The 21,329-nt window shown below is 57.4% G+C and carries 12 protein-coding genes; 8 read left to right on the top strand and 4 right to left on the bottom strand.

Going from position 1 to position 21,329, the window contains the following annotated elements; translation table 11 throughout:
- Positions 1-56: 56 nt before the first annotated feature.
- The gene (locus DMZ65_RS05440; RefSeq protein ID WP_084350563.1) at positions 57-707 is read left to right on the top strand and encodes a carbonic anhydrase; all 651 of its coding nucleotides are present in this window, start codon (positions 57-59) and stop codon (positions 705-707) included.
- Here DMZ65_RS05440 and DMZ65_RS05435 read toward each other — a convergent pair.
- Together DMZ65_RS05435 and DMZ65_RS05430 are read right to left on the bottom strand one after the other, a co-directional pair.
- Entirely contained in the window at positions 704-1,009 is a 306-nt protein-coding gene (locus DMZ65_RS05435; protein ID WP_116597885.1) for a hypothetical protein, read from the bottom strand. The genes DMZ65_RS05440 and DMZ65_RS05435 overlap by 4 nt on opposite strands.
- Before the next feature lie 201 nt (positions 1,010-1,210).
- Positions 1,211-2,233, bottom strand: coding sequence for an aspartate-semialdehyde dehydrogenase (locus DMZ65_RS05430; RefSeq protein WP_116598140.1), 1,023 nt, complete (start codon positions 2,231-2,233; stop codon positions 1,211-1,213).
- Between the two features lie 575 nt (positions 2,234-2,808).
- On the opposite strand from DMZ65_RS05430, the gene DMZ65_RS05425 reads away from it, so the two are divergent.
- Both DMZ65_RS05425 and DMZ65_RS20000 read left to right on the top strand, forming a co-directional pair.
- Positions 2,809-4,617 carry a polysaccharide biosynthesis protein gene (locus DMZ65_RS05425; RefSeq protein ID WP_332871563.1) on the top strand — a complete coding sequence of 603 codons (1,809 nt, stop codon included), beginning with the start codon at positions 2,809-2,811 and terminating at the stop codon, positions 4,615-4,617.
- A 204-nt stretch (positions 4,618-4,821) separates the two neighbouring features.
- On the top strand, positions 4,822-6,264 hold the full coding sequence (locus DMZ65_RS20000) for a calcium-binding protein (RefSeq protein WP_157960565.1): 1,443 nt from the start codon (positions 4,822-4,824) through the stop codon (positions 6,262-6,264).
- A 259-nt stretch (positions 6,265-6,523) separates the two neighbouring features.
- Here DMZ65_RS20000 and DMZ65_RS05415 read toward each other — a convergent pair whose 3' ends face one another.
- Complete coding sequence (locus tag DMZ65_RS05415) at positions 6,524-7,936, bottom strand: nidogen-like domain-containing protein (protein WP_116597882.1); 1,413 nt, start codon at positions 7,934-7,936, stop codon at positions 6,524-6,526.
- Between the two features lie 207 nt (positions 7,937-8,143).
- A complete protein-coding gene (locus DMZ65_RS05410) occupies positions 8,144-12,241 on the bottom strand; it encodes a beta strand repeat-containing protein (RefSeq protein ID WP_116597881.1) in 4,098 nt (1,365 codons plus the stop codon).
- Between the two features lie 361 nt (positions 12,242-12,602).
- Between DMZ65_RS05410 and DMZ65_RS05405 the strand changes: the two genes are divergently transcribed.
- The 5 genes from DMZ65_RS05405 to DMZ65_RS05385 all read left to right on the top strand — a co-directional run bounded on the left by DMZ65_RS05405 (position 12,603) and on the right by DMZ65_RS05385 (position 21,293).
- Positions 12,603-13,706, top strand: a complete 1,104-nt coding sequence (locus DMZ65_RS05405; protein ID WP_198662630.1) for a DegT/DnrJ/EryC1/StrS family aminotransferase — start codon at positions 12,603-12,605, stop codon at positions 13,704-13,706.
- Positions 13,703-14,683 carry an NAD-dependent epimerase/dehydratase family protein gene (locus tag DMZ65_RS05400; RefSeq protein WP_116597880.1) on the top strand — a complete coding sequence of 327 codons (981 nt, stop codon included), beginning with the start codon at positions 13,703-13,705 and terminating at the stop codon, positions 14,681-14,683. The genes DMZ65_RS05405 and DMZ65_RS05400 overlap by 4 nt, the downstream gene beginning before the upstream one ends.
- A gap of 55 nt (positions 14,684-14,738) precedes the next feature.
- Complete coding sequence (locus tag DMZ65_RS05395; RefSeq protein ID WP_157960564.1) at positions 14,739-15,563, top strand: sulfotransferase family 2 domain-containing protein; 825 nt, start codon at positions 14,739-14,741, stop codon at positions 15,561-15,563.
- A 17-nt stretch (positions 15,564-15,580) separates the two neighbouring features.
- Positions 15,581-19,294, top strand: a complete 3,714-nt coding sequence (locus tag DMZ65_RS05390) for a glycosyltransferase family protein (RefSeq protein ID WP_116597878.1) — start codon at positions 15,581-15,583, stop codon at positions 19,292-19,294.
- A 64-nt stretch (positions 19,295-19,358) separates the two neighbouring features.
- Positions 19,359-21,293, top strand: a complete 1,935-nt coding sequence (locus DMZ65_RS05385) for an O-linked N-acetylglucosamine transferase family protein (RefSeq protein WP_116597877.1) — start codon at positions 19,359-19,361, stop codon at positions 21,291-21,293.
- The last annotated feature ends 36 nt before the right edge of the window (positions 21,294-21,329 follow it).

Below are 21,329 nucleotides of genomic sequence, written 5' to 3'. Positions count from 1 at the left end.
GAATTCGAGACGAAATGCAACTATTCCTGCGTCGAAATAATCTCGGAGAGACAGGCATGGAACACGCCAAACCTTTGCCAAGCTACCTTGTACAGCGCTACCAGGGCTGGAAGGCAACGACCTATACCGAGAACCGCGCCTGGTACAAACGCCTGGCGACGGACGGGCAGCGCCCACGCGCGATGGTGATCTCCTGCTGTGACAGTCGTGTGCATGTGACCTCGATTTTCGGCGCGGATCAGGGTGAATTCTTCATTCACCGCAATATCGCCAACCTTGTTCCGCCCTACGAACCCGATGGGGATCATCACGGCACGTCTGCGACCGTCGAATATGCCGTGACCGCGCTGAAGGTCGCGCATCTGATCGTGCTTGGGCATTCCAATTGCGGCGGGGTTCAGGGCTGCATGAGCATGTGCAGCGGCGAGGCCCCGGAACTGGAAGAAAAATCCAGCTTCGTCGGACGCTGGATGGACATCCTGCGCCCCGGCTATGACCGGGTCAAAGACGAGAGCAACGCAGAATTGCGTCTGCAAATGCTTGAAAAAGAGGCGGTCATCGTCTCGCTTGAGAATCTGATGACCTTTCCCTTCGTGCGCGAAGCAGTCGAGCAGGGAAGCCTGTCCCTGCACGGGCTATGGACCGAAATCGGCGAGGGCGGGCTGGAATATCTCTGCCCGTCCGACCGTAGTTTCCAACCGGTCTAGGCGCTTAGTTCGCCCGATGTACCACCCCGGTGCACCGCAACGCACGGCCGACCAAACCGTTCGACAAGCGACCGCAGCGGTGTGCCGATATGCTGACCGGTACACATCACGCGGTTGGTGTCCGATTCCACGATGACCATGTGGCCCTCCTGAAACGCGAGCGAATAGCCCCGCTGTGTCAGGGTGCCGCGCAGGTGGTGCCAATCTTTCGCCTGCTCGAGAATGGGGCACAGGAATGACCGCAAAAGCGAGACAGTCTCGCTATCTGGTTGAATGGGAAGATGACTTTCAAATTGGGACATAGGCTTACTCACAATCTGCCAAGCTATAGTTAAACAACACGCAATAAGTTTCATAATATACAAGTCGTCGGCATTCCTGACAAAGACGTAACGTAAATGTGGTAAATTTGACGAATTTAATGGCCACAACGACACAAATTACAACCAAAACGGGCGCCCGCGGTCACGGACGCCCTCATAGCAATACAGATGGAAGGCGACTCAGCCCTTCTTGAGAACCTCACGGCCCAGCAATTCGGCGATCTGTATCGCGTTCAATGCCGCACCCTTGCGCAGGTTGTCTGACACGCACCAAAGGTTCAGGCCGTTGTCGATGGTCGAATCCTGACGGATACGGCTGATAAACGTGGCGAAATCACCAACACATTCCACCGGCGTGACATAGCCGCCGTCTTCGCGCTTGTCGATCACCATGATGCCGGGGGCTTCGCGCAGAATATCGCGGGCCTCGTCTTCATCAAGGAAGTCCTCGAACTCGATATTGATCGCCTCGGCATGGCCGACAAAGACAGGCACGCGGACGCAGGTTGCCGTGACCTTGATCGACGGATCAATGATCTTCTTGGTCTCAGCAACCATCTTCCATTCTTCCTTGGTGGACCCGTCGTCCAGGAAAACGTCGATATGCGGGATCACGTTGAAGGCGATCTGCTTGGTGAACTTCTCGGCTGGCTTGTCATCGACCGGGTTGAAGATGCTCTTGGTCTGATCCCAAAGCTCGTCCATGCCATCCTTGCCCGCGCCCGACACCGACTGATAGGTCGACACCACCACGCGCTTGATCCTCGCGCGCTCATGCAGGGGTTTGAGCGCTACAACCATCTGCGCGGTCGAGCAGTTCGGGTTGGCGATGATGTTCTTCTTGGCGTAATCGTGGATGGCTTGCGGGTTCACTTCAGGCACGATCAGCGGAATATCGCGATCATACCGATAAAGTGACGAGTTATCGATCACGACGCAGCCTGCCTTGGCAGCGAGCGGCGCATATTTCTGGGTCGCTTCGGAACCGACAGCGAACAGCGCCATGTCCCAGCCCGCAAAATCAAAGGCATCGAGATCCTGCGTCTTGAGCGTCCGTTCGCCAAAGCTGACCTCTGTGCCCAGCGATCTGCGGCTGGCCAGAACGGCGATCTCATCAACAGGGAACTGGCGTTCTTCCAGTATGTTCAGCATCTCGCGGCCCACGTTCCCGGTGGCGCCAACGACTACGATCTTGTAGCCCATGAGGCTCTCCTTTCGGTTTTCGACGAACCGGCAGTGCCGGTCCGGATCGGCCGGGTCATATCGCACAGGCAAGATGGGTGAAAGGCCCAATTCCCGCCTGACGTGCAGCCGACCTGTCCGGCACCGTTGCGTTCAACCCTAGAACGACTCCAATTTTTGTCAGACGCCGTTATTCATCACACCTCTGGGGCACCATGGAAACGGGCAATGAGCCGGCAATGTCGCGCAACTTCCGAAAAGTTCTTTCGGATCATGGGGTGGCGACATTTGATCGAAGACGCGCAAAACGACACGAATATCAACAATCTCGGTGGATTATCGCCTGTTTTCGCAGCCGCAGCAAATGAACACTTGTCTAACAATCCGGCAGGGGCATAGAAGAGTCAGTGTTTCTCAGTTCGGGCGGGATTGACATCTGTGCCTCGGATAAGCTTTACAATTTTAACGCGACAGGTACATGACCGCATATGACTGCTGGTGGAATGTTTAGAAGGGTTGGACCGGTGTTTTACTACTTGGCAACCACATTAACACGCCTTCAGAAGAGAGCCATTTTCGTAATTCTCGACATTCTGATGATTCCGCTGGCATTGTTTGCCGCCCTCTTGCTCAACGGCTCCACCGAAGTACAGCTTTCGCTTCTGACGAACCTGGTGCCCTTGATGGGCGCGATGGCAGTGCTTGGCACCGGGGTTTCGATCTACCTTTCCATTCCGCGAATAAAATTGAATGCCTACGAAACGCGCGGCATTATCCGAACAGCGCTGCACGGCACAGCACTGGGGATTATCGGCGCGGTTGTGAACATGCTGTTCACGCCCTCCATTCCCGGCGAGGTCTTCTTCATTTTCTCGCTGTTCTACCTGGTGGCAAGCGCCAGCTGGCGCATCGCTTTGCGACAATTCTTGTTGAATTACGTCTACCGCAAGGGTCAACGACGGATGCGCGTGCTGGTTTATGGCGCGGGACGCACAGGTCAGCAGCTTGTCGCAGCTTTGCGAACAGACGAAGCGATCTTGCCGGTTGTCTTCGTGGACGATAACCCGACATTGCAAACCAATGTGGTTGCGGGGCTTCAAGTCCACGCACCAAGCCAAATCAAGGAGCTGATCACCCGTTTGGCCATTGATCGGGTGGTTTTGGCGATGCCGTCCTTGCCACAGGCGCGTCAGTCGCGCATCGCCCTGGATCTTCGCGAACTGGGCTGCGAGGTCCACGCGTTGCCCTCCTTTGCCGAGCTGGTCGGCCAAGGCGAGATGAGCAAGCAAGTGACGCCGGTTTCACTGGACGACCTTCTTGGGCGCAATCGGCTGGAGACAGAATTGCCGGGCGTCAGCCACGCCTATTCCGACCGCCGCATTCTGATCACCGGCGCCGGCGGGTCCATTGGGTCAGAACTGTGCCGACAGCTGACTGCCTGCCGTCCGCATTGTATCGTGTTGTTGGATCATTCAGAGCTGGCGCTTTACAACATCGAAAAGGAAATGCGGGATCTGGCGGGCGATCTCACACTTGTGCCGGTGCTTGGCAGCATTTGCGATGACGACACCGTGCGTCAGGTCTTGACCAAATACAAAATCGACGTCGTGCTGCACGCGGCGGCCTACAAGCACCTTCCACTGGTGGAATGCAATGCGATCGCAGGCCTGCGCAACAACGTGATCGGCACGAAAGTCATCGCCGACGCTGCGCGCGACGTCGGCGTGGAGCGGTTCATCCTTGTGTCGTCAGACAAAGCCGTGCGTCCAACAAATGTCATGGGCGCGTCGAAACGGCTGGCCGAACTTGTGGTGCAGGACCTTGCAACACGATCTGCCAATACGCGTTTTTCCATGGTGCGCTTTGGCAATGTTCTTGGCTCTTCCGGGTCTGTCATACCACTGTTCGAAGAACAGATCGGACGCGGCGGTCCCGTGACGCTGACGCACGGGTCTGTGACCCGCTACTTTATGACCATCGCAGAGGCTGCGCGTCTGGTCCTGCTCGCCGGGTCATTTGCACGCGGTGGCGATGTTTTCGTGCTCGATATGGGGGACCCTGTGCCGATCCACAAACTGGCGCGCCAGATGATCGAAGGGGCCGGTCACACCGTGCGCGACGCCGCGCATCCGGATGGCGAGATCGAAATTATGATCACTGGACTGCGTCCGGGCGAAAAGCTGCATGAAGAGTTGCTGATCTCTCCTGACATGCTGACCACGCCACATCACAAGATCCTGCGCGCTCAGGAAAGCTATCTGTCGGAAATCGAAATGGCAAACGCCATGAAGGATCTGCGCCGCGCCATCGACAGTCTGGATGAAGAGGCCGCCAAAGCTGTGATCGGGCGTTGGGTGGAACGCTCTGCCGACGATGACCGCGTCGAGGACGCGCAGATCAGTTGATATAAATAGCGTTGCTACAGCAACCAGCCCTCACAACCGGGGGCCCGTTGCATTTTAACGATGCTTCACAACTTTGCCGGAATTTCGCCCGCACACAACACCCTTGCTGCGCCACCCTGACCGCTCGTGGAAGCACGTTTTAGGTGGGTGGCTATAATGAAGCTCGGATTTGAAAAGGTGATGGCCTTTGGGTCAGCACATCAGATGGCATTGGTTTCCGCCTTCGAAGTATTGGAAAACGCCGGGCGAACGTGGCTTTATGCCGCCTCATCTGCCACCGGCACAACGACTGTGTTCGAACTGCGCGAGGATCAAGGCGCGGTGCGGCGCGGCGATACGGTCATCAATGGTCTGGGGCAGACATTTGCCACCAGCGACATGACGATCATGTCACATGGGAACCAGACCAGTATGCTGTCTGTCGCGCATAGCGGGGCGCGCGTCGACCTTCAGGCGCTCAGCCCGACCGCACAGATGTCTTCGGCAGGGGCATTACGTCTGCCGGAAGACGTGTCCGAGATCAGCCGCATCACCGCCTTCGATATCGGTGCGCGCCAGTTTTTCGCAACTGCCGCGCATGACGATAATGGCATTCAGCTATGGGAAGTCGCAAAGAGCGGCACTGTTTTGCACCGGTCCACCCATACGGATACCCCCAAATCCACAGCCAAAGATGTGGTCGATCTGCTGCCTGTAACCGCTGGCGGCAACACCTATCTCATCTCGGCTTCGGTTTCTGATAACGGGCTGTCCAGCTACAGCGTCGCCGGGAACGGGGTCAGCCGCTTTGTCGATACGCTGGGTGTCAAAGACGGGCTTTGGGTCACTGGCATAGATTCAATCGCCAGCGTCAGCGTGGAAGGTCAAACCTTCGTCATCACCGCGTCCACGACCAGCAACTCCCTGACATCGGTCCGGGTGAACGACATGGGGGTGTTCTTTATCGCCGACCACATGATCGACACCCCTCTTACCCGTTTCGCCGATACGGACGCGCTGGCCAGTTTCGAGGTCGGCCAGCGCGGCTTTGTGCTGGCGGGAGGTTCTGATGATGGTATCAGCCTGTTGGAGGTCCTGCCGGGCGGAGAATTGTTTCACCATCACGCGTTGGAAAACCACAACGGCTGGACGATCAAAAATGTTACGGCTATCGGGACCGCGCAGGTTGGCAACGACCAGCAGATCTTTGTCGCGGGGGCCGGGAGCGAAGGCATCACTCAACTGACGCTGGATCGGTCCGAAATCGGCGGACGGTATATCGGCACCGATGGCCGAGACAGGATCACAGGCTCCGCACGCGACGATTTGCTGATCGGAAACGGTGGCATGGATTGGCTTGATGGCGGCGCGGGTGATGACGTGCTGATCGCCGGAACCGGCGAAGACCGTCTGACAGGTGGCGCAGGCGCGGATACATTTGTTCTGACGCGCGATGGCGTGCGCAACACGATCACGGATTTCGAACACGGTCGCGACATTATCAATCTGGATGACTGGGGCATGATATACGACATATCGGATCTGTACCTGCGCGAACGGCCCTATGGCGTCGACATCCATTGGCAGGATCAGCATTTGCGCGTGCACAGCATGGACGGCCAGCCCATCGATCCGGATACTTGGGTCGACAGTGATTTCATTTTCTGACGCCGACCTCCTGGGCCAAACACACAAGAGTTGCCATACTCGCCCATCAGGTCAAACGCATTCCGTCGGTCTGTAGATTGATCTCGTCCTGATCTTCGTCACCCACCAGAATCCAAAGGATCTGACCGGTTGGCGTGAAGGGAACTTGCGGCTCAGGTCTATACTTGGCAACAAGGTCGCGAAAACAGTCATTGGCAGGCCATTCTATAGGTGCAGTTTCTACGCGCTCAGGATGCAATACCCACCAATGCGCGATCGTTCACAGGAACAGCTCGTATTCCTGCCCGGTCATGAACAAGGTCACACTGCTTTGTGTTCCACCATCGATCAGGGCCCAGAGAATCTGGCCGGTCGGGCGATAGACGACAAATGCCTCGGGTACACCGTCCTCACCGGCACCGGGTGTTTCGCCGACATTCACCCGGAACAACAGCGGCGACCTGTTCTTTAAGCCAAAAACCAGCATGTCGCCTTCCGCTTGGGAGTAATCGCGGATCCAGTCGCAGCGATGCTCCTTGACACCACCATGGTAGAAACGATCGGCACCGGCATTCCCTCTGAGCCGGTCATAGCCGACACCGCCATTGATGAAATCGTCGCCTGCGCCACCGTACAGATAGTCAGATAATGCGCCCCCGGTTAACGTATCGTTGCCGTCTTGCCCGATCAGCGTGTCAATGGCGTAGCTCCCCCTGAGATCGTCATCGCCATTTCCCCCGTAGACGAGGTCATTTCCATAGCCTGCCTCTACCAGATCATTGCCGTCGCCTCCAAAAACCACGTCGTGAAGATCGGCAGAGGTGTCACCGGCGAAAATGAAATCATCTCCGCCGCCACCAACCAGCGTGTCCGACCCGTCACCGCCGTACAGATAGTCGGACCCGCCTTCACCAAACAGCACGTCATCCCCACCCAGCGCGGTCAGCTTGTCATCAAACGCGGTGCCTTCCAAAACATCGTCCCGAACTGTTCCGGTGCGCTCGACCCCATCAACGGTTCCCAGATCAGTCACGTTGCCGTCTCGCATTTCATAGACCCAAAGCCCGCGAACACCGGTGTTTCCCACGGTATCCGGCAGGTCCATCAAGGCGGCGCTGCTGCCAAAAGGCGACAGCCACTCTGGTTTCGTCAAATTTCGCGCCGCGAGAAGCGCTCGGCCGCCATCATCATAAGTGCCGGTTCCCTGCGTCCACTCGATCCTTTCATAACGCATCGCCAGATCGAAATCGCCGCCGCCTCTGTCAAAAAGCTGCACTTGGAACAGGTTTGTCTGATCCGCATTCCTTCGGTAAGCACCAACATCGGCCCAGGTGATCGTCACCACATCACGAACTGCATCCAGGTCGATCCATATGCTGCCACTTTCAGTGCCTTCGCCGTCAATCCGTGTGTCCACATCCGACCATAGCGGGGCAATCAAGTCCCGAGCGACGCTGCGATTGCCGACGTCAGGATAAGACGCGAATGGCGTTCCAAAGGAAAGCGTACCATTCGTGTTCACAAACAGACCCCAAACGCCGTACCGCGTTCCGAAATAATTCAATCCGTCCGGGAAGACGCTCGACAAATTCAACCGCAGCGCCAAGTCGTCCCCGCGCTGCATTTCCATTTCCCCAAACCCGGCGGAGCCACCAAGCCCACGCACGACCTTACCGCTTCCGAATACCGGCATTTTCGCACCCTCACTCCAGACCTGCCAGCAAGATGAGTGCTGGGCATTAGCCTAGAGTGAATCAGCCATCTTCAAATGCTTGGCTTTTAGCTAAACTTCGGAATGGTCACTTGAGAAACCGGTCGTACCAGTCAGATCACGCGTGGCGCCTGACATAAAAAAGGCGCGGTCCCCCGCGCCCCTTTCACTATTGATACCTGACTTGGATCAGAGCACAAAGTCGCCTGCAACCAGCGACGTCACGCCGTTCAGCTGGATGCTGAAATCGACATTCGAGTCGCCGTCAGTGTCGCCCTGCACCCAGGTCGTGGATCCGAACGTGACCCAGTTCAACTGGCCAGCTATACCGCTGAACGCGCCGTTCCCGATATAGGTAAACGCCTGGTTTCCGCCAGCCGTGGTGTTGGCGTCGATGCCCGCAAGATTCAGTTCGTCAACACCGCTGACGAAGTCCTGAATGATGTCGCGGGTCGCGATCGTTGACTGGTTGGTATTCGTATAGATGAACACGTCCGCCTGCGTTCCACCGTAAAGCATGTCCGCCCCGGTGCCACCATTGAGCCGGTCGGCACCTGCGCCACCGTAGATCGAGTCGTCACCGGCCCCGCCGGCAAGGTTGTCATTGTCGTTACCGCCGCCAAGCAAGTCATTGCCGTAGTCACCAAGCACGGTATCGTCGCCGTCACCGCCAAGCACGGTATCGTTCCAACCTCCGCCATTCAGGTAATCGTCACCGCCCGCGCCGTCGATATTGTCGGCACCGGCATAGCCTTGAATGACGTTGGCATTGCCGTCGCCGTCCAGGTTGTCACCATTCGAAGACCCCAGGAGGTTTTCGAAATTAGTGGCATAATCCGTGCCCTGGCTTGCGCTGACAAACTGAAACGCGCCTTGATTTGCGAGGCTGAAGTTAACGGCATCGGACGAGAAGTAGTAGTTCAGGAAGTCATTATTGCCTGCGCCACCATCCATCGTGTCGTTGCCGCCACCACCGTAGACCCGGTCCTCGCCATCACCCGCGGCGAAATAGTTTGCGGCATTGTTGCCGAACAACCGGTCATCGTGATCAGAGCCGATCACACCTTCAATACCGAAGATCGTGTCCGCTCCCTGATTTGACGAAATGAACTGGGCCGTGGTCACGGCCAAGCGCACCTGAACACCGTCCGACGAGGTGGCGTAATGGGCCACGTCAAATCCGGCACCACCGGCCAGCGTGTCGTTGCCAGTGCCACCAAGCAGGGTGTCGTTGTCGGCACCGCCATAGACGCCGTCATTGGCCGCACCGCCTTCAAGCCAGTCATTGCCGCCCTGACCGGACACGGTGTCGTTGCCACCCGACCCAAGGATCGAATCGTTGCCCAGACCGCCGTAAAGCTGATCCATGCCGTTACCGCCAAACAGCGAGTCGTTGCCGCTGCCCGCGTTCATGGTGTCATTGCCACCATAGCCGTAGATCATGTTGGCGTTGGAATCGCCGGTCAGATTGTCACCGTAGGTTGCACTACCCAGCAGGTTCTCGATACCCGACAGGGTGTCGGTGCCCCAAGCTCCGGTAAACTGTGCACCAAGGTTCGCCAGGCTGACCGTGACAGCGCCATCGGCGTTGTAGTAGCTGGCTGAATCGTTGCCACTGTCGCCGACGATCAAGTCATTGCCTTCGCCACCTGTCAGCGTGTCGTCATCACTGCCGCCGCGCAAGGTGTCGTGGTCATTGCCACCAAACAACGCGTCGTTGCCAAACCCGCCGAGCAACAGGTCGTTGCCCTCTTGCCCGTTCAATACGTCATTGTCATTGCCGCCGCTCAAGGTGTCGTCACCAAGCCCGCCAAACTGCGTATCGTCACCAGCATACGAAACGATCGAGTCGTCACCGGTCGATCCTGTAAGTGTCACATCGCCGCTGGCACCGCTTTCAATGATGAAGAGACGGTCGTCGTCGGCGAGTTGCCAGTCCTGGAACGTGAAGCCGGACGCATCAAAGCCGCTCGTGCCGTTGGTGTAGATGACAAACCAGTCATCCCCGCCCCCGTTCGAACCGTCAATCCGAAGCGTGGTGCTAAGCCCGGCGACACCAAACTGATCGGCGTTGACGCGAACCTGTTGAATGTTCGTGGTGTCGAAATTGCCGAACTCCACCTCTTCAATCGACCGCAGACTGTCATCATAGAGTTGAATGAGGCCCAGCCCCTGCCAATCCAATGTGTCCGTGCCAGAGCCACCGTCAAAGACATTGGCACCGCTGACATCCGCAGAGGTCGATACGATCAGAAGATCGTTGCCTGCCCCACCTTCCAATGTGTCGACGCCGGCAAGCCCAGTGAGCGTATCGTTGCCGGAAAGGCCGATGATGTGGTTGGCTCCGGTAGAGCCGATCAGATTGTCGCCCGACGCGGAAATATTGGTCCCGGTGACGTTCTCGAAACTGCTAATCGTGTCGGGGCCCGAGATGAAGTTGCTCCCCAGATTGACAGTGATGCCACTCGCGTAGGCGTCACTGGCAAGGTAGAGCGTGTCGGTGCCAGCCCCGCCACTCATGGAATCAGCACCTGTGCCACCGAGGATGGTGTCATCCCCACTGCCACCGTTCAGCGTGTCATCGCCAGTGCCGCCCCAAATCGAATCCTGGCCCGTGGTGCCGGTGATGTTCTCGTTCGACGAGTCGCCATAAATATAGGTGTAGTCCTGCGCGCCCTGATCCTGAATGATCACCCCGGACAGGTTGAGCGTGGTCATCGACGACATATCAACGAAGAGACGCTCAAACGTGTTGCTGTCGGAATCGAAATCGAACCTGCCGAACTGCGTAATCTGGGTGTCGTAGAAATACGCGTATCGGTTGATCGTCGGGTTCGACGCGGTGGCAAATTCCAGTTCTTCGAAGTTCTGGACCGTCTCGCCGCGGAAGTCCCAACTGCCGGACACGGCCTCAAGCACCAATGCATCGGTCCCGGCACCTCCGTCAAACAGGACCGCCGGGTTCACCTCGGCCGGGCTGACGATAATCCGATCATTTCCGCCATGCCCCACAACGTACAGGGTGTCTGCCGTCGTGGTGATGGTGTTCGCTTCTTGCGTTCCAACCTGATAGCCATTGGCATCTGCGGGATCGTTGGTCTCGTTGCTGTCGCGCGGATCCCAGATCGCGCTGAAAACATCATCGGCGCTGCCGTTGGAGAATTCCGCAGTCCAGGTGATCTGCACCCGGCCATCCTCCAGCCCGACGGCGGCGAGGTGGTCAAGGGTGGTACCGCCAAAGTTCTCGACGTCGAATTCCACGCCGATCCGCGCGCCGGTATTGGAATAGCGTTGACCGTGCAGGTCGAAGGTTTCGTCGTCAGACCAGAACACGACAAAACCATTGTCGCCCACCGCCGCGATGGCCGTGTTTTCCTGGTTGCCGGCGACGCTGGTGGCCGGCGTGAAGGCACCGGTGACGGGTGCCAATGTCGAGGTATAGATACGCGCGCGAACACCTGAATTGCTGCCACCGGACCCGTCGGTCGTCCAGCTGACCACAAGGTTGCCATTCGACAGCTCTGTCACATGGGTGTCACGCGCCGCGGCCAGCCCACTATCGACCAAAACGGTAGAAATAGGTGCCCCGGAAGCGGAGCGGGTTTGCAGGTAGACCTGATCGTTGCCCGAATCGACATCGACATAACTGACGGCATAGCGGCTGCTTTGCTCCAGCGCGGCGATCTCGACCCCGGTCACGCCTTCGCCGCTGCCGGTCGCCAGGTTCGCGACGACGTATTCAGTGCCCAAAGCGCCGGTGGACGGGTTGTAGGTGCGCCCCATGATGTCGCCATTGGTCGTGTTCAGCCAGGTCACCATGGAATTGGTGGCCGACAGAGAGGCAATCTGCGGCGTCAACTGGAACTCGTTGTTGGTGTTGTTGTGCACGGTGGTACCGCGCACATAGCCGCCGGTGGCGTTGTAGGTTTCGGCGATGATATCGTAGTTGAAGACGACTGGCGGCCCACCGATGACTTCGGCATCGAGATAGGTGATGACGAAACCGCCACCGTCGATTGCCGTGATCGAGGGACTGCCTTCATTGTCGGCGTTGCGAAGCGTGTTGACGCGAAATTCGCCGCCGACCTCATTGCCCAGCGGGTCGAATATCTGGCCAACAATGTCGGTCCCGTTCGGCGAGCCGGCACCGGCATCGTCGCCGGTCGTCCAGGTGATCAGAACGTTTCCGTTGCTTAGCTGCGTAATGTCGCTGTCGTAATACTGATCGGTCGTGAAGCCATTGTTGACCTGAAACTCGGAGAGCCATTCAAGTGGAGTGGTGACCATAATCTGGTTCCTTTCAAAGTTGCGCCGCCCTTAAGTCAGGGCCTCAAAAAAAATTACTGCCCAAAATGAGCCGAGCGCGAAATTTTGTTAAAAAACTGGCCCGATCCGGACAGCATCTATTCTGACAGAATGCTACACCACATAGGCAACCGATCACAGTAATGAATTACTTACCTTCCGACTTGCCGCCCTCTTGGCCACGGCTCTCGGCCAGCACTGTGCCTATGGTTGTGGTGCAAAGTCCTTGATGCTCTTTTGCGGGCGCTCTCAGACAGCAGAATATCGCGTTGCAAAGATGGCTCAACCTGCGATAACGCGACCACACTGGGACGTAATCAACTATCTACGCTGCGAGGCCGCCTTGAAAAACATCAAGTTTAATGAGCTGAAGGGCCAACATGCGTATTTTGGCCAAAGCATAGAGGACGCCGTAAAACGGGTTCTGGAGTCGGGCTGGTATATCCTGGGCCCAGAGCTGGAAGGGTTTGAGCAAGAATTTGCCAAATTCAACGGCAACAAACACGCCATCGGCGTGGCCAACGGTACGGACGCGATAGAGATTGCCCTGAATGCGCTTGGAATCGGTCAGGGGGATGAGGTCATCACCGTCGCGCATACGGCCATCGCATCGGCGGTCGGCGTGTGTCAGTCAGGTGCCACACCGGTCTTCGCCGATATCGATCCCGAGACGTACCTCATCGATCCTGCACATGTCGAAAGCCTGGTGACGCCCCGCACGCGCGCGATCATGCCCGTGCATCTGTATGGCCATCCGGTTGACCTGACCGCGATGAAGGCGATCTGCACCAAGCACGGGCTGGCGCTGGTCGAGGATTGCAGCCAGGCCCATGGTGCTCTGTTCGATGGGCGCAAAGTCGGAACGCATGGCGATGTCGCGGTATTCAGCCTGTATCCAACCAAGAACCTTGGCGCTTATGGCGATGCGGGCGTGATCACCACGGACGATAGCGATCTGGCGGACAAGTGCATCAAGACCCGCAACTATGGACAGCGTGCCACCTATTATTCGGTGATGATGGGCCGCAACAGCCGGATGGACGAGATCCAGGCCGCGATCCTGCGCGAAAAGGTCAAGCGTCTGGATGACATGACGGAATATCGTCAGCGCATCGGTGCCAGCTACAAGGCCAATATCAACGGTTTGGCCCTGCCCGTCACGCGTGACAATTGCAGCCACGTCTACCACCTGTTTGTGGTCCGCTCCGAGCGCCGCGATTGGTTGAAGGAACAGATGGCAGAACGCGGCGTCGGCACGCTGGTGCATTACCCGCTGCCGGTTCACATGCAAGAAAGCTTTGAATTCCTCGGCCTTAAGGAAGGCGACCTGCCCGAGACCGAGCGCGCCGCCAATCAGGTCCTGTCGCTGCCCCTGCACTTCTCGCTAGACGATGATGACATCAAATATGTGGCCGATATGGTGAACGAGGTCGTTGCAAGCTCATGAGTAACTGGGACGGCAAAAAAGCGCTCGTCACGGGCGGACTTGGCTTCACGGGAAGCAATCTTGTGCACGGGCTGGTCAATGCAGGCGTGCAGGTCACGGCAGTCGATAACATGCTGCCCGACTATGGTGCCAACCTGTTCAATCTCAAGGGCATCGAGGACAAGGTCGAAATCCACAAGACGTCTGTCACCAATGCAGAGGCGATGAACCAGTTGGTGCAAGGGCAGGATTTCGTCTTTCACCTGGCTGGCCAGGTTGATCATATTCTGAGCCAGACCAACCCGTTTATCGACATTGATTTCAACGTCGTCGGCACCACCGTGGTGCTGGAGGCCGTGCGCAAGTTCAACCCCGAAGCCCGGTTCGTCTATACCGGCACGCGCGGGCAATACGGATCGGTCACCAACCTGCCCGTGACCGAAGATGCGCCGACCAATCCCAAGGGCGTCTATGAGCTGACCAACCTGACGGCAGAAAAGCTCGCCTCGATCTACAATGACAATTACGGCGTAAAGTCGATCATGCTGCGGATCTCGAACCTGTACGGCGAACGGGCGCAGATGAAACATCCGCGCTACGGCGTTGTGAACTGGTTCGTGCGCCAGATCATCGACGGCGATACCGTCAAGATTTTCGGCCCCTCGATCCTGCGCGACTTTCTCTATGTCGGCGATTGCGTGGACGCGATCATGCAATGCGCCCAGACCGAAGCCGCATATGGCGAGGCGTTCAACCTTGGCGGCGACAGGCCGTTCAGCTTTGGCCAGCTTGCCGACACGATCGTCGAAGCCGGTGGGACTGGCCGCTGGGAGCCTGCCGAATTCTCGAAAGAGCGCAAGATCCAGGAACCCGGCGACTTCTACCCCAGCCTTGAAAAGATCAAGCGGATCTCCGGCTGGGCACCGCAGACAACGTTGCTGGATGGGCTCAGCCGTACCTTTGATTATTACCGCGAAAACAAGAGCCACTACTGGTAAGCGCTGCGTAGCAGGCCGCAGTTGGCACGAGAAAATACGAGGAAACATTCCGCCAATGTCACAGAACCGCAACCTGTTCCTGCATCCCCCGTTGCCGATGATCAATGGCACCAAGCGCTATGCCATCATCTGGACACCGAAGGTTGCCAGCAACATCGTTCTGACGTGGTATTTGCGCGACATTGGCCTGCTTTACGCTGCGAACTTCTACAGCGAGTGGTCGCACAGGTTTCGCGGCGACGTATTGGTCAAATCGCAAACATACAAAGCGTGGCTCGCCGACGCCGCTGCCAACTACCTAGAGTATAAATACGTCAAGGTGATGCGCGATCCGTTCCGGCGGTCTGTCAGCTCTTATCGTCATGCGCTGCGCTTCGATGACACTCGGGTGCAGGTGGAACAGAAGATGGGCATCGACGCGTCGGAAGGGTTTTCCTACAACACGTTCCTGAACTTTCTCAGCCAACTGGATATTCGCAACTGCGACATCCATTTCCGCCAGCAACACCACCCCGTCGAGGATGTCGTCGGACGTGAACGCATCGACTACATCCTGCTGGACGCAATGGAAGGCGAGTTGATCGACCACTTGGATCAGCGTCTTGGTGATGCCGGAAATGTCGACACGTCGACAGATGAAGATGCAGAACTAAAGGCCCGCGTGGCGCATAACCTTACCCATATCAGCGCGCTGCATCACGCCAGCTATGACGGCGACGCGTTTGACGGCGAAAACTATGCCGACCACAAGTTCGCCTGCATCGACCACAAGGAATTTCCGGGTTTCGAGAAATTTGTCACGCCCCAAACTGAACAACTGGTACGGCAGATCTATGCGGCGGACTTCGCCGACATGGAACATGTGCTGAGCAAAAGCTGACGACGGACCGGCCCCCAATGGCACCGAATTTGAAACAACAGCGCGACCTGCTTTACCTGGCCGCGCTATACGAACGTTACGGCCATGACGACGCAGCCGCGCGATGTATCGCCCGCGCGATGCGGACGATGACGCCCGATCCTGAATACGTCGAGGGCGATCAGGTCAACCGGCTGGCAAGTTTCGGCGATCAGCTGTGTCGCCGCCTGTCCAAACGTGACGCCTACATCCTGCCAGAGCAGCGCACAGACAACAAAACAGTGATGTTGCTTGCGACGCAACTTTACCCGACCGGCGGGCACACCGCACTTGTGTCCAATTTCGTGCGCGCCAACAGGGGCCGCCGTGTGATCATTCTGGTGACCCAGTTTGATGGCGGCGAAACTGACCTGAATACAGTCAACTGGAAATATCCCGGCCTGACGGACAGCAACGTCGAGGTGATCCTTCTGGACCCGACGAAAACCCTGCCAGAGGCCATCGGCGATGTGCTTTGGGTCGCCAGGGAAAATCGTCCGTCAGAAATTCACCTGTTCAACCATCCGCACGACGTGGCAGCCGTAACAGCCGTCGCCGCGATCAACCGGGGCCGCAAAGACCCCAAAAAAACGCTGCTCAAGCGCATGCAGCGCCGCACCTGTCCGGATGTGTTTTTCTACCACCATGCGGACATTCGGCCGACTTTGGGGCTTGCTCAAGCCGGCTGCATCTACCTCGCGCATAAACGTTCGATGGTGGATGATTTCGCGGTGCCGGGATCCCGGGGAAAACACTACATTCCGCTGTCTCCCGCGAAATTTACCGACGACGTGCCCGCGCTGACGGCAGCTCAGGAAACCGCGCTTGATGATGCCGGGTTCATCTCCGTCTCGATCGGCAACCGGATAAAGTTTTTCCCGCCGTTCAGCTATCCGGTGAAGTACAAGGAAATCGTCAGCCAGTTGCTGTTGCGCGACGATGCGGTACATGTCCATATCGGCGATCTTTACCCCGCCGATCTGATTGCGATCCGCGAGGAACTGCGCCGCCACACAATCGACGAAGATCGCTTCCTGCACATCGCATTCTATCCTTCTCTGGCCACTTTCCTGAAAAAATACGCGGCCGACCTGTTTGTCTGCACCTTTCCGATTGGCGGCGGCATGTCCCTGATCGAGGCCCTGTCCCACGGTATCGCCGTCGCGGCGCATAACCAGCCCTTCGAAGCTTTCAGTGAACTGGTCTATTGCCCGCCCGGCGTCATGATCTGGGATACGCCCGATGAGTTGGGGCAGCTTGTTGCCAATCTGGACGAAACGCGGCTGAAAACGCTTCGGGTCCAGGCGAAAGAGCACTTCGCCAAAGAGTTTGGCTACGATGTGTTCAGGACGGCCTTGGCCAATGCGGTCAAAGCCGACCATCACAGCCCTGACATCCCATCCGAACCGGACCACAAGCTGCAACAAGCGGAAGTGGACTGGCTTGTAAATCTGGTCAAGCGCAGTTGTTCGCCCAAGTTCCACAAACAGGACATCAAGGCAACTCTGACCACAATCACCGAAGAGGCGTGCGTCCCCGGTGACAATCTCTCGGTGTATTTTGACGACGATTTCTATCGTTTGTTCGTTCTGGAAGACGATAGTTACTGGAACGTGCCGTTGCTGCATTACCTACGGGTCGGACAGTTGCGCGGATTGCAGCCTCACCCACTTCTGGACACAGACTGGCTTGCCGACAGCGGCCTCCCCCCCGAAGGCACCGACCTTCTGACATGGTATGCAGAGCGCAATCACGCGGACCCTGCACATACACATCCTCTTTTTGACGGGGCGCGCTATTTCGAAAGCTCGCCGGATGTGCGCGATGCCGCGGTTGATCCGCTGCGTCACTATCTTGAATATGGCTATGCCGAGATTCGAGGCAGCCGCATTTATTGCACGCTGATTGATCGGGCCTTGTTTTCCCACAATTGCGGCCAGACGCTGACGCAGGTGCCCGACCTGCTATATTATCTTTATTCGCCCGACGCTGCCCAAAAGACGCATACCGCCTTTGATCCCATTTTTTATCGGCATATCGCGCGCCCTCCCGCCAACGCCAAGGCGTTGTTGCACTACTACCGTCATGGCATGCCCGAGGGTTTGGATTTTCATGCAATGGTGTCCAATGACTTCCTGTCGCGGCAACACGGGTTCCGTATCAATTCGTCCGCGGCGCTGAACATCTTCTTCCACGAATGGAAGACCATGGGCGAGCATATCAATCCGCATCCGCTTTTCGATACCGAGTTTGTACTTCAGCAATATCCGCATTTGTGGCAGGAACCATTGCACCCGCTCACCTACTATCTGGCCGGCCGTGGCGGCGACAAGCCGCGCGACGACTTTGTCGCCTCTGCCATCAAGACTCGCGCCCAATGGGAGACTGAAGGTCGCTCGACAATGGAATCCTTCGCCCGCGATGGTTTTCAGCACCGGTTATGCCTGCCAGACACCCATCCGCTGCGCGACGCGGTAGAGTTGCAACTGTCCCGCGCGATCAGCGAAGGCGACAGTGCGATGGCCGACGCGATCACCGGCGCACACACGCGATTTCCATTTGCGAAAGGCGCAACGAACCACTTTGCCAATACCCTGCTGACCCGCTGGAGAACATACACGCCCGCACCGTCCCGAATCTATCCATCAGAGATTTCCACGGCACCGCAGCCTGCGTTTTTCGACAAGCCCCGGTCTTTGGGCTGGGCACATTTTGCGACCCACACGACTCGCAACCAAAGCCAGCCCATCCATGTCCATGAAATGAGCAAAGTGGCCGTTGTCGGCGGTTATCCTGGCATGATCGATCTTGAAACCAACGAGGTCCTGCTACCCCAGGCCCCCAACCAAAGCCAAAAGACCCCGTGGCCCGAAGATCTGACTGGCGTGGAAGCTCAAGGCGACTGCGTGCGGTGGTCTTATGCGGATGTCGGGACCGAGACGATTGCCCATGGCGTGCTTTTGCGTACGACAAATGAGCCGCAGGGCAACTGGGCGATTGATGTGATCGGGCCCTTGATGGCCCTGCTTGAGACCGGCCTGCCCCCGCGCGCCCGCCTTTTGGTTGATGAGACCATGGATTCGCGTTGCATCGAGGTGCTTCGCAGGTTGTGCGATAACCGTATCACGATCCTTCGGCGTGGGCATGTCACCAACGTCACGCGTCTGACCATCGTCACCCCGCCTGTTGCCTATGTAAACGCGCCTGACAAGGGCAAGGGGGAAGAAACCGACAGCTTCCTGAACATGGATGCACTGCAAGCCGCCCGCGACGTCCTGCAAGCGACCTATATAAACAGGCCGCAATCCAAGCGCCCGTCTGATCTTGTTCTCAGCAAAAGTGGGGCACCGAACTGGATCACCAACTGGCACGACGTGAGCACACTTTTCGGGGCGTCCGGGTTCGACACCGAATCCCTTGCCCATCGCAGCATTGCCGACACCGCGCAATTGATCGGGGATGCGCGCACCCTTGTCATCGGTGAAGCCGAACTGGCCGGGCTGGCCCTGATGCTGGCGCGGCTGGGAACGCGAATTTACCTGATCAGCAATCTTGACGACTCGCAGGACCATAACAGTTGGCACAACATCGCCACCCTGTTCGGGCTGGATCTGCAATGGATTCCATGCGCAGCGCTTATCAACCCCACCAGCGGCACTGCGACCCTGCCCCCTATCCTTTACAAGGCTGTCATCAACCACCGGTTTAGCTAAGCCTTGCCAAAGCTGAGCCATATACCTCTGTTTTTCTGTGTGTTTACCAGCGGAGACGCTTCCGATGCCGATACGAGCAAAGCTGATTGATTGCCTCAACAGCCGACTGATCGAGGACCTGCAACTTTATCAGACCGCCCTGTCGACATTCGGCATCGTTGCGCATGCCGTTGGGGCGTCGCAAATCACTGCCATCCGGAAATCGCGCAGCAATGTCGCACGCATGCTGTTCGATTACCTCAGCCCCGCCAAGACGGGCGAGGGCAAGGGGGATCACCCGCAAAACGCCGCGCCGGATAGCGAGACGATCTGCCGAACGGTTTTCATGGCGCAACCGCATTTCCGGATCTGGCTGGGCTATCCGGTGCTGGAACGTGACGAAGCCGACAAAGCGTTGATTGACACCTGTCTGAAATCGCTGACCACAGCCGAGGGCGTGACTGTATTCCGGGACATCGCAGTGCTGACGATGTATCTTTCGCCGCATGAATTGCCGTTGCTCTCGCCTGCGCAGATCGCGAAAATGCCGCGTTATGAACTGGGATTTTATCTCGGCATCCTGCTCAACCGTCCGGTTCTGCTGACCGAAGAGGACGAGGCCCGATATGGCAAATTCACCCCGGATCTGATCGACTGGATTTGCGAGCTGCTTGAAGACCCGCAAATCGCGCCAATCCAGAAAAGTCTTCTGGATCTTGTGCAGAAAATCAATCTGGGCGAATATTATGTGGCCGAAATTGATGCGCCGCCACTTCTTGAGAAGCGCAAGAAAATGATCGACCTGATCCGCAGGCTTGATCCCACACTTCGCAAAATCCCGCCCTATCAACCCCCGGCCCGTGCCAATGATCCAACTCGCAAAATCCGTGTCGGATTTTTGGCGCGGACGTTGAAGAAAGGCCCGGACAGCGAGTCGCTTTACGCGCTGTTTCGTGATTTCGATACTGATCGGTTCGAGATTTACGCCTACACGATCGACCATTTCGACCGCGTTGTGAAAGCCGACAAGGCGTTTGACGAAGCTTTTGACAAAGTGCTGTCCGGACGCCGTCTGCTGCGCTATGTTCAAGGCACGGCGCATATCGTGGACAAGCTTCGCAGCGACGAATTGGACATTTTCATCCTCGCCAACTCCACGCATTTCGGGGTTGGAACGGCGGATCTGCTGATCTCGCACCGGGTGGCACCGATCCAGATTTCCTCTAATACGGTGAACCCGTTGCCAACCTCTGTCGGCGCGTTCGATCATTTTCTGACGTCAAGCTGTCCCGACACATCCGACGAAATTTCCTATTCCGACATCATGGAGCCACCGATTTTCCTGGATCCGACGTCGATCTGCTATCCGTTCGGTCTCGGAAAGGAGACGCGCACGGTGCTGGACCGTGCAACAATCGGACTGCGCGACGATGATGTGATGTTCTACAATGGCAGCTCGGTCGACCGTCTGCGCGCGCCCTGCCTGCGCGCCTATATGCGCGCTGTGGCGCAGGTGCCAAATGGCAAGCTGGTGCTGGCTCCGTTCAACTCGGGGTGGTCCGGCAACCTGCATTCCAACATCTTCTGGGAACGTCTGCGGCGCGTGGCGGCCGAAGAAGATTTCAGCCTCGAAGATATCGTCATCACCAACGAATTGACGCTGGCAGAGGCCCGCAACCTTGTGCAGATCTGCGATGTCTATCTGACCACCTGGCCGCATGGCGGGGCGACGACCGTGACACTGGCGCTGGACAAGGCCAAACCCGTGGTGGTGACGAAACGTGTGTCGTCCCGGTCCATTGACCAGTTCCTGGTTGGATCTGTCGGGCTGAATGAATTGGTGGCAAAGGATGAAGATGATTTCATCCGCATCGCCGCCGATTTGGGGCGCTCAGCGGAAACGCGCACCGCAATTGGCGACCGGCTAAGCAATTACGACGGCAAGATGCCGTTCTTTGACGTCGATAACTACTCGACCCGGTTTCAACAACTGCTGCTCGACGTCTGGGATCGCAATTGACATGCAGTGAAACGGGATTTGTCAAAGGTCCGGCCC

The sequence above is a fragment of the Primorskyibacter marinus genome (genome assembly GCF_003313245.1).
In the GTDB taxonomy this organism is placed as follows: domain Bacteria; phylum Pseudomonadota; class Alphaproteobacteria; order Rhodobacterales; family Rhodobacteraceae; genus Primorskyibacter; species Primorskyibacter marinus.
The sequence above is the reverse complement of the archived record's forward strand: the minus strand, read 5'-3'. Positions and strand labels throughout refer to the sequence as shown.

Coding starts and splice junctions, on each gene's coding strand:
- DMZ65_RS05415 (WP_116597882.1), bottom strand. CDS start 7,936: ATGCCGGTATTCGGAAGCGGTAAGGTCGTGCGTGGGCTTGGTGGCTCC.
- DMZ65_RS05390 (WP_116597878.1), top strand. CDS start 15,581: ATGGCACCGAATTTGAAACAACAGCGCGACCTGCTTTACCTGGCCGCG.
- DMZ65_RS05400 (WP_116597880.1), top strand. CDS start 13,703: ATGAGTAACTGGGACGGCAAAAAAGCGCTCGTCACGGGCGGACTTGGC.
- DMZ65_RS05385 (WP_116597877.1), top strand. CDS start 19,359: ATGCCGATACGAGCAAAGCTGATTGATTGCCTCAACAGCCGACTGATC.
- DMZ65_RS20000 (WP_157960565.1), top strand. CDS start 4,822: ATGGCATTGGTTTCCGCCTTCGAAGTATTGGAAAACGCCGGGCGAACG.
- DMZ65_RS05440 (WP_084350563.1), top strand. CDS start 57: ATGGAACACGCCAAACCTTTGCCAAGCTACCTTGTACAGCGCTACCAG.
- DMZ65_RS05410 (WP_116597881.1), bottom strand. CDS start 12,241: ATGGTCACCACTCCACTTGAATGGCTCTCCGAGTTTCAGGTCAACAAT.
- DMZ65_RS05395 (WP_157960564.1), top strand. CDS start 14,739: ATGTCACAGAACCGCAACCTGTTCCTGCATCCCCCGTTGCCGATGATC.
- DMZ65_RS05435 (WP_116597885.1), bottom strand. CDS start 1,009: ATGTCCCAATTTGAAAGTCATCTTCCCATTCAACCAGATAGCGAGACT.
- DMZ65_RS05425 (WP_332871563.1), top strand. CDS start 2,809: ATGATTCCGCTGGCATTGTTTGCCGCCCTCTTGCTCAACGGCTCCACC.
- DMZ65_RS05430 (WP_116598140.1), bottom strand. CDS start 2,233: ATGGGCTACAAGATCGTAGTCGTTGGCGCCACCGGGAACGTGGGCCGC.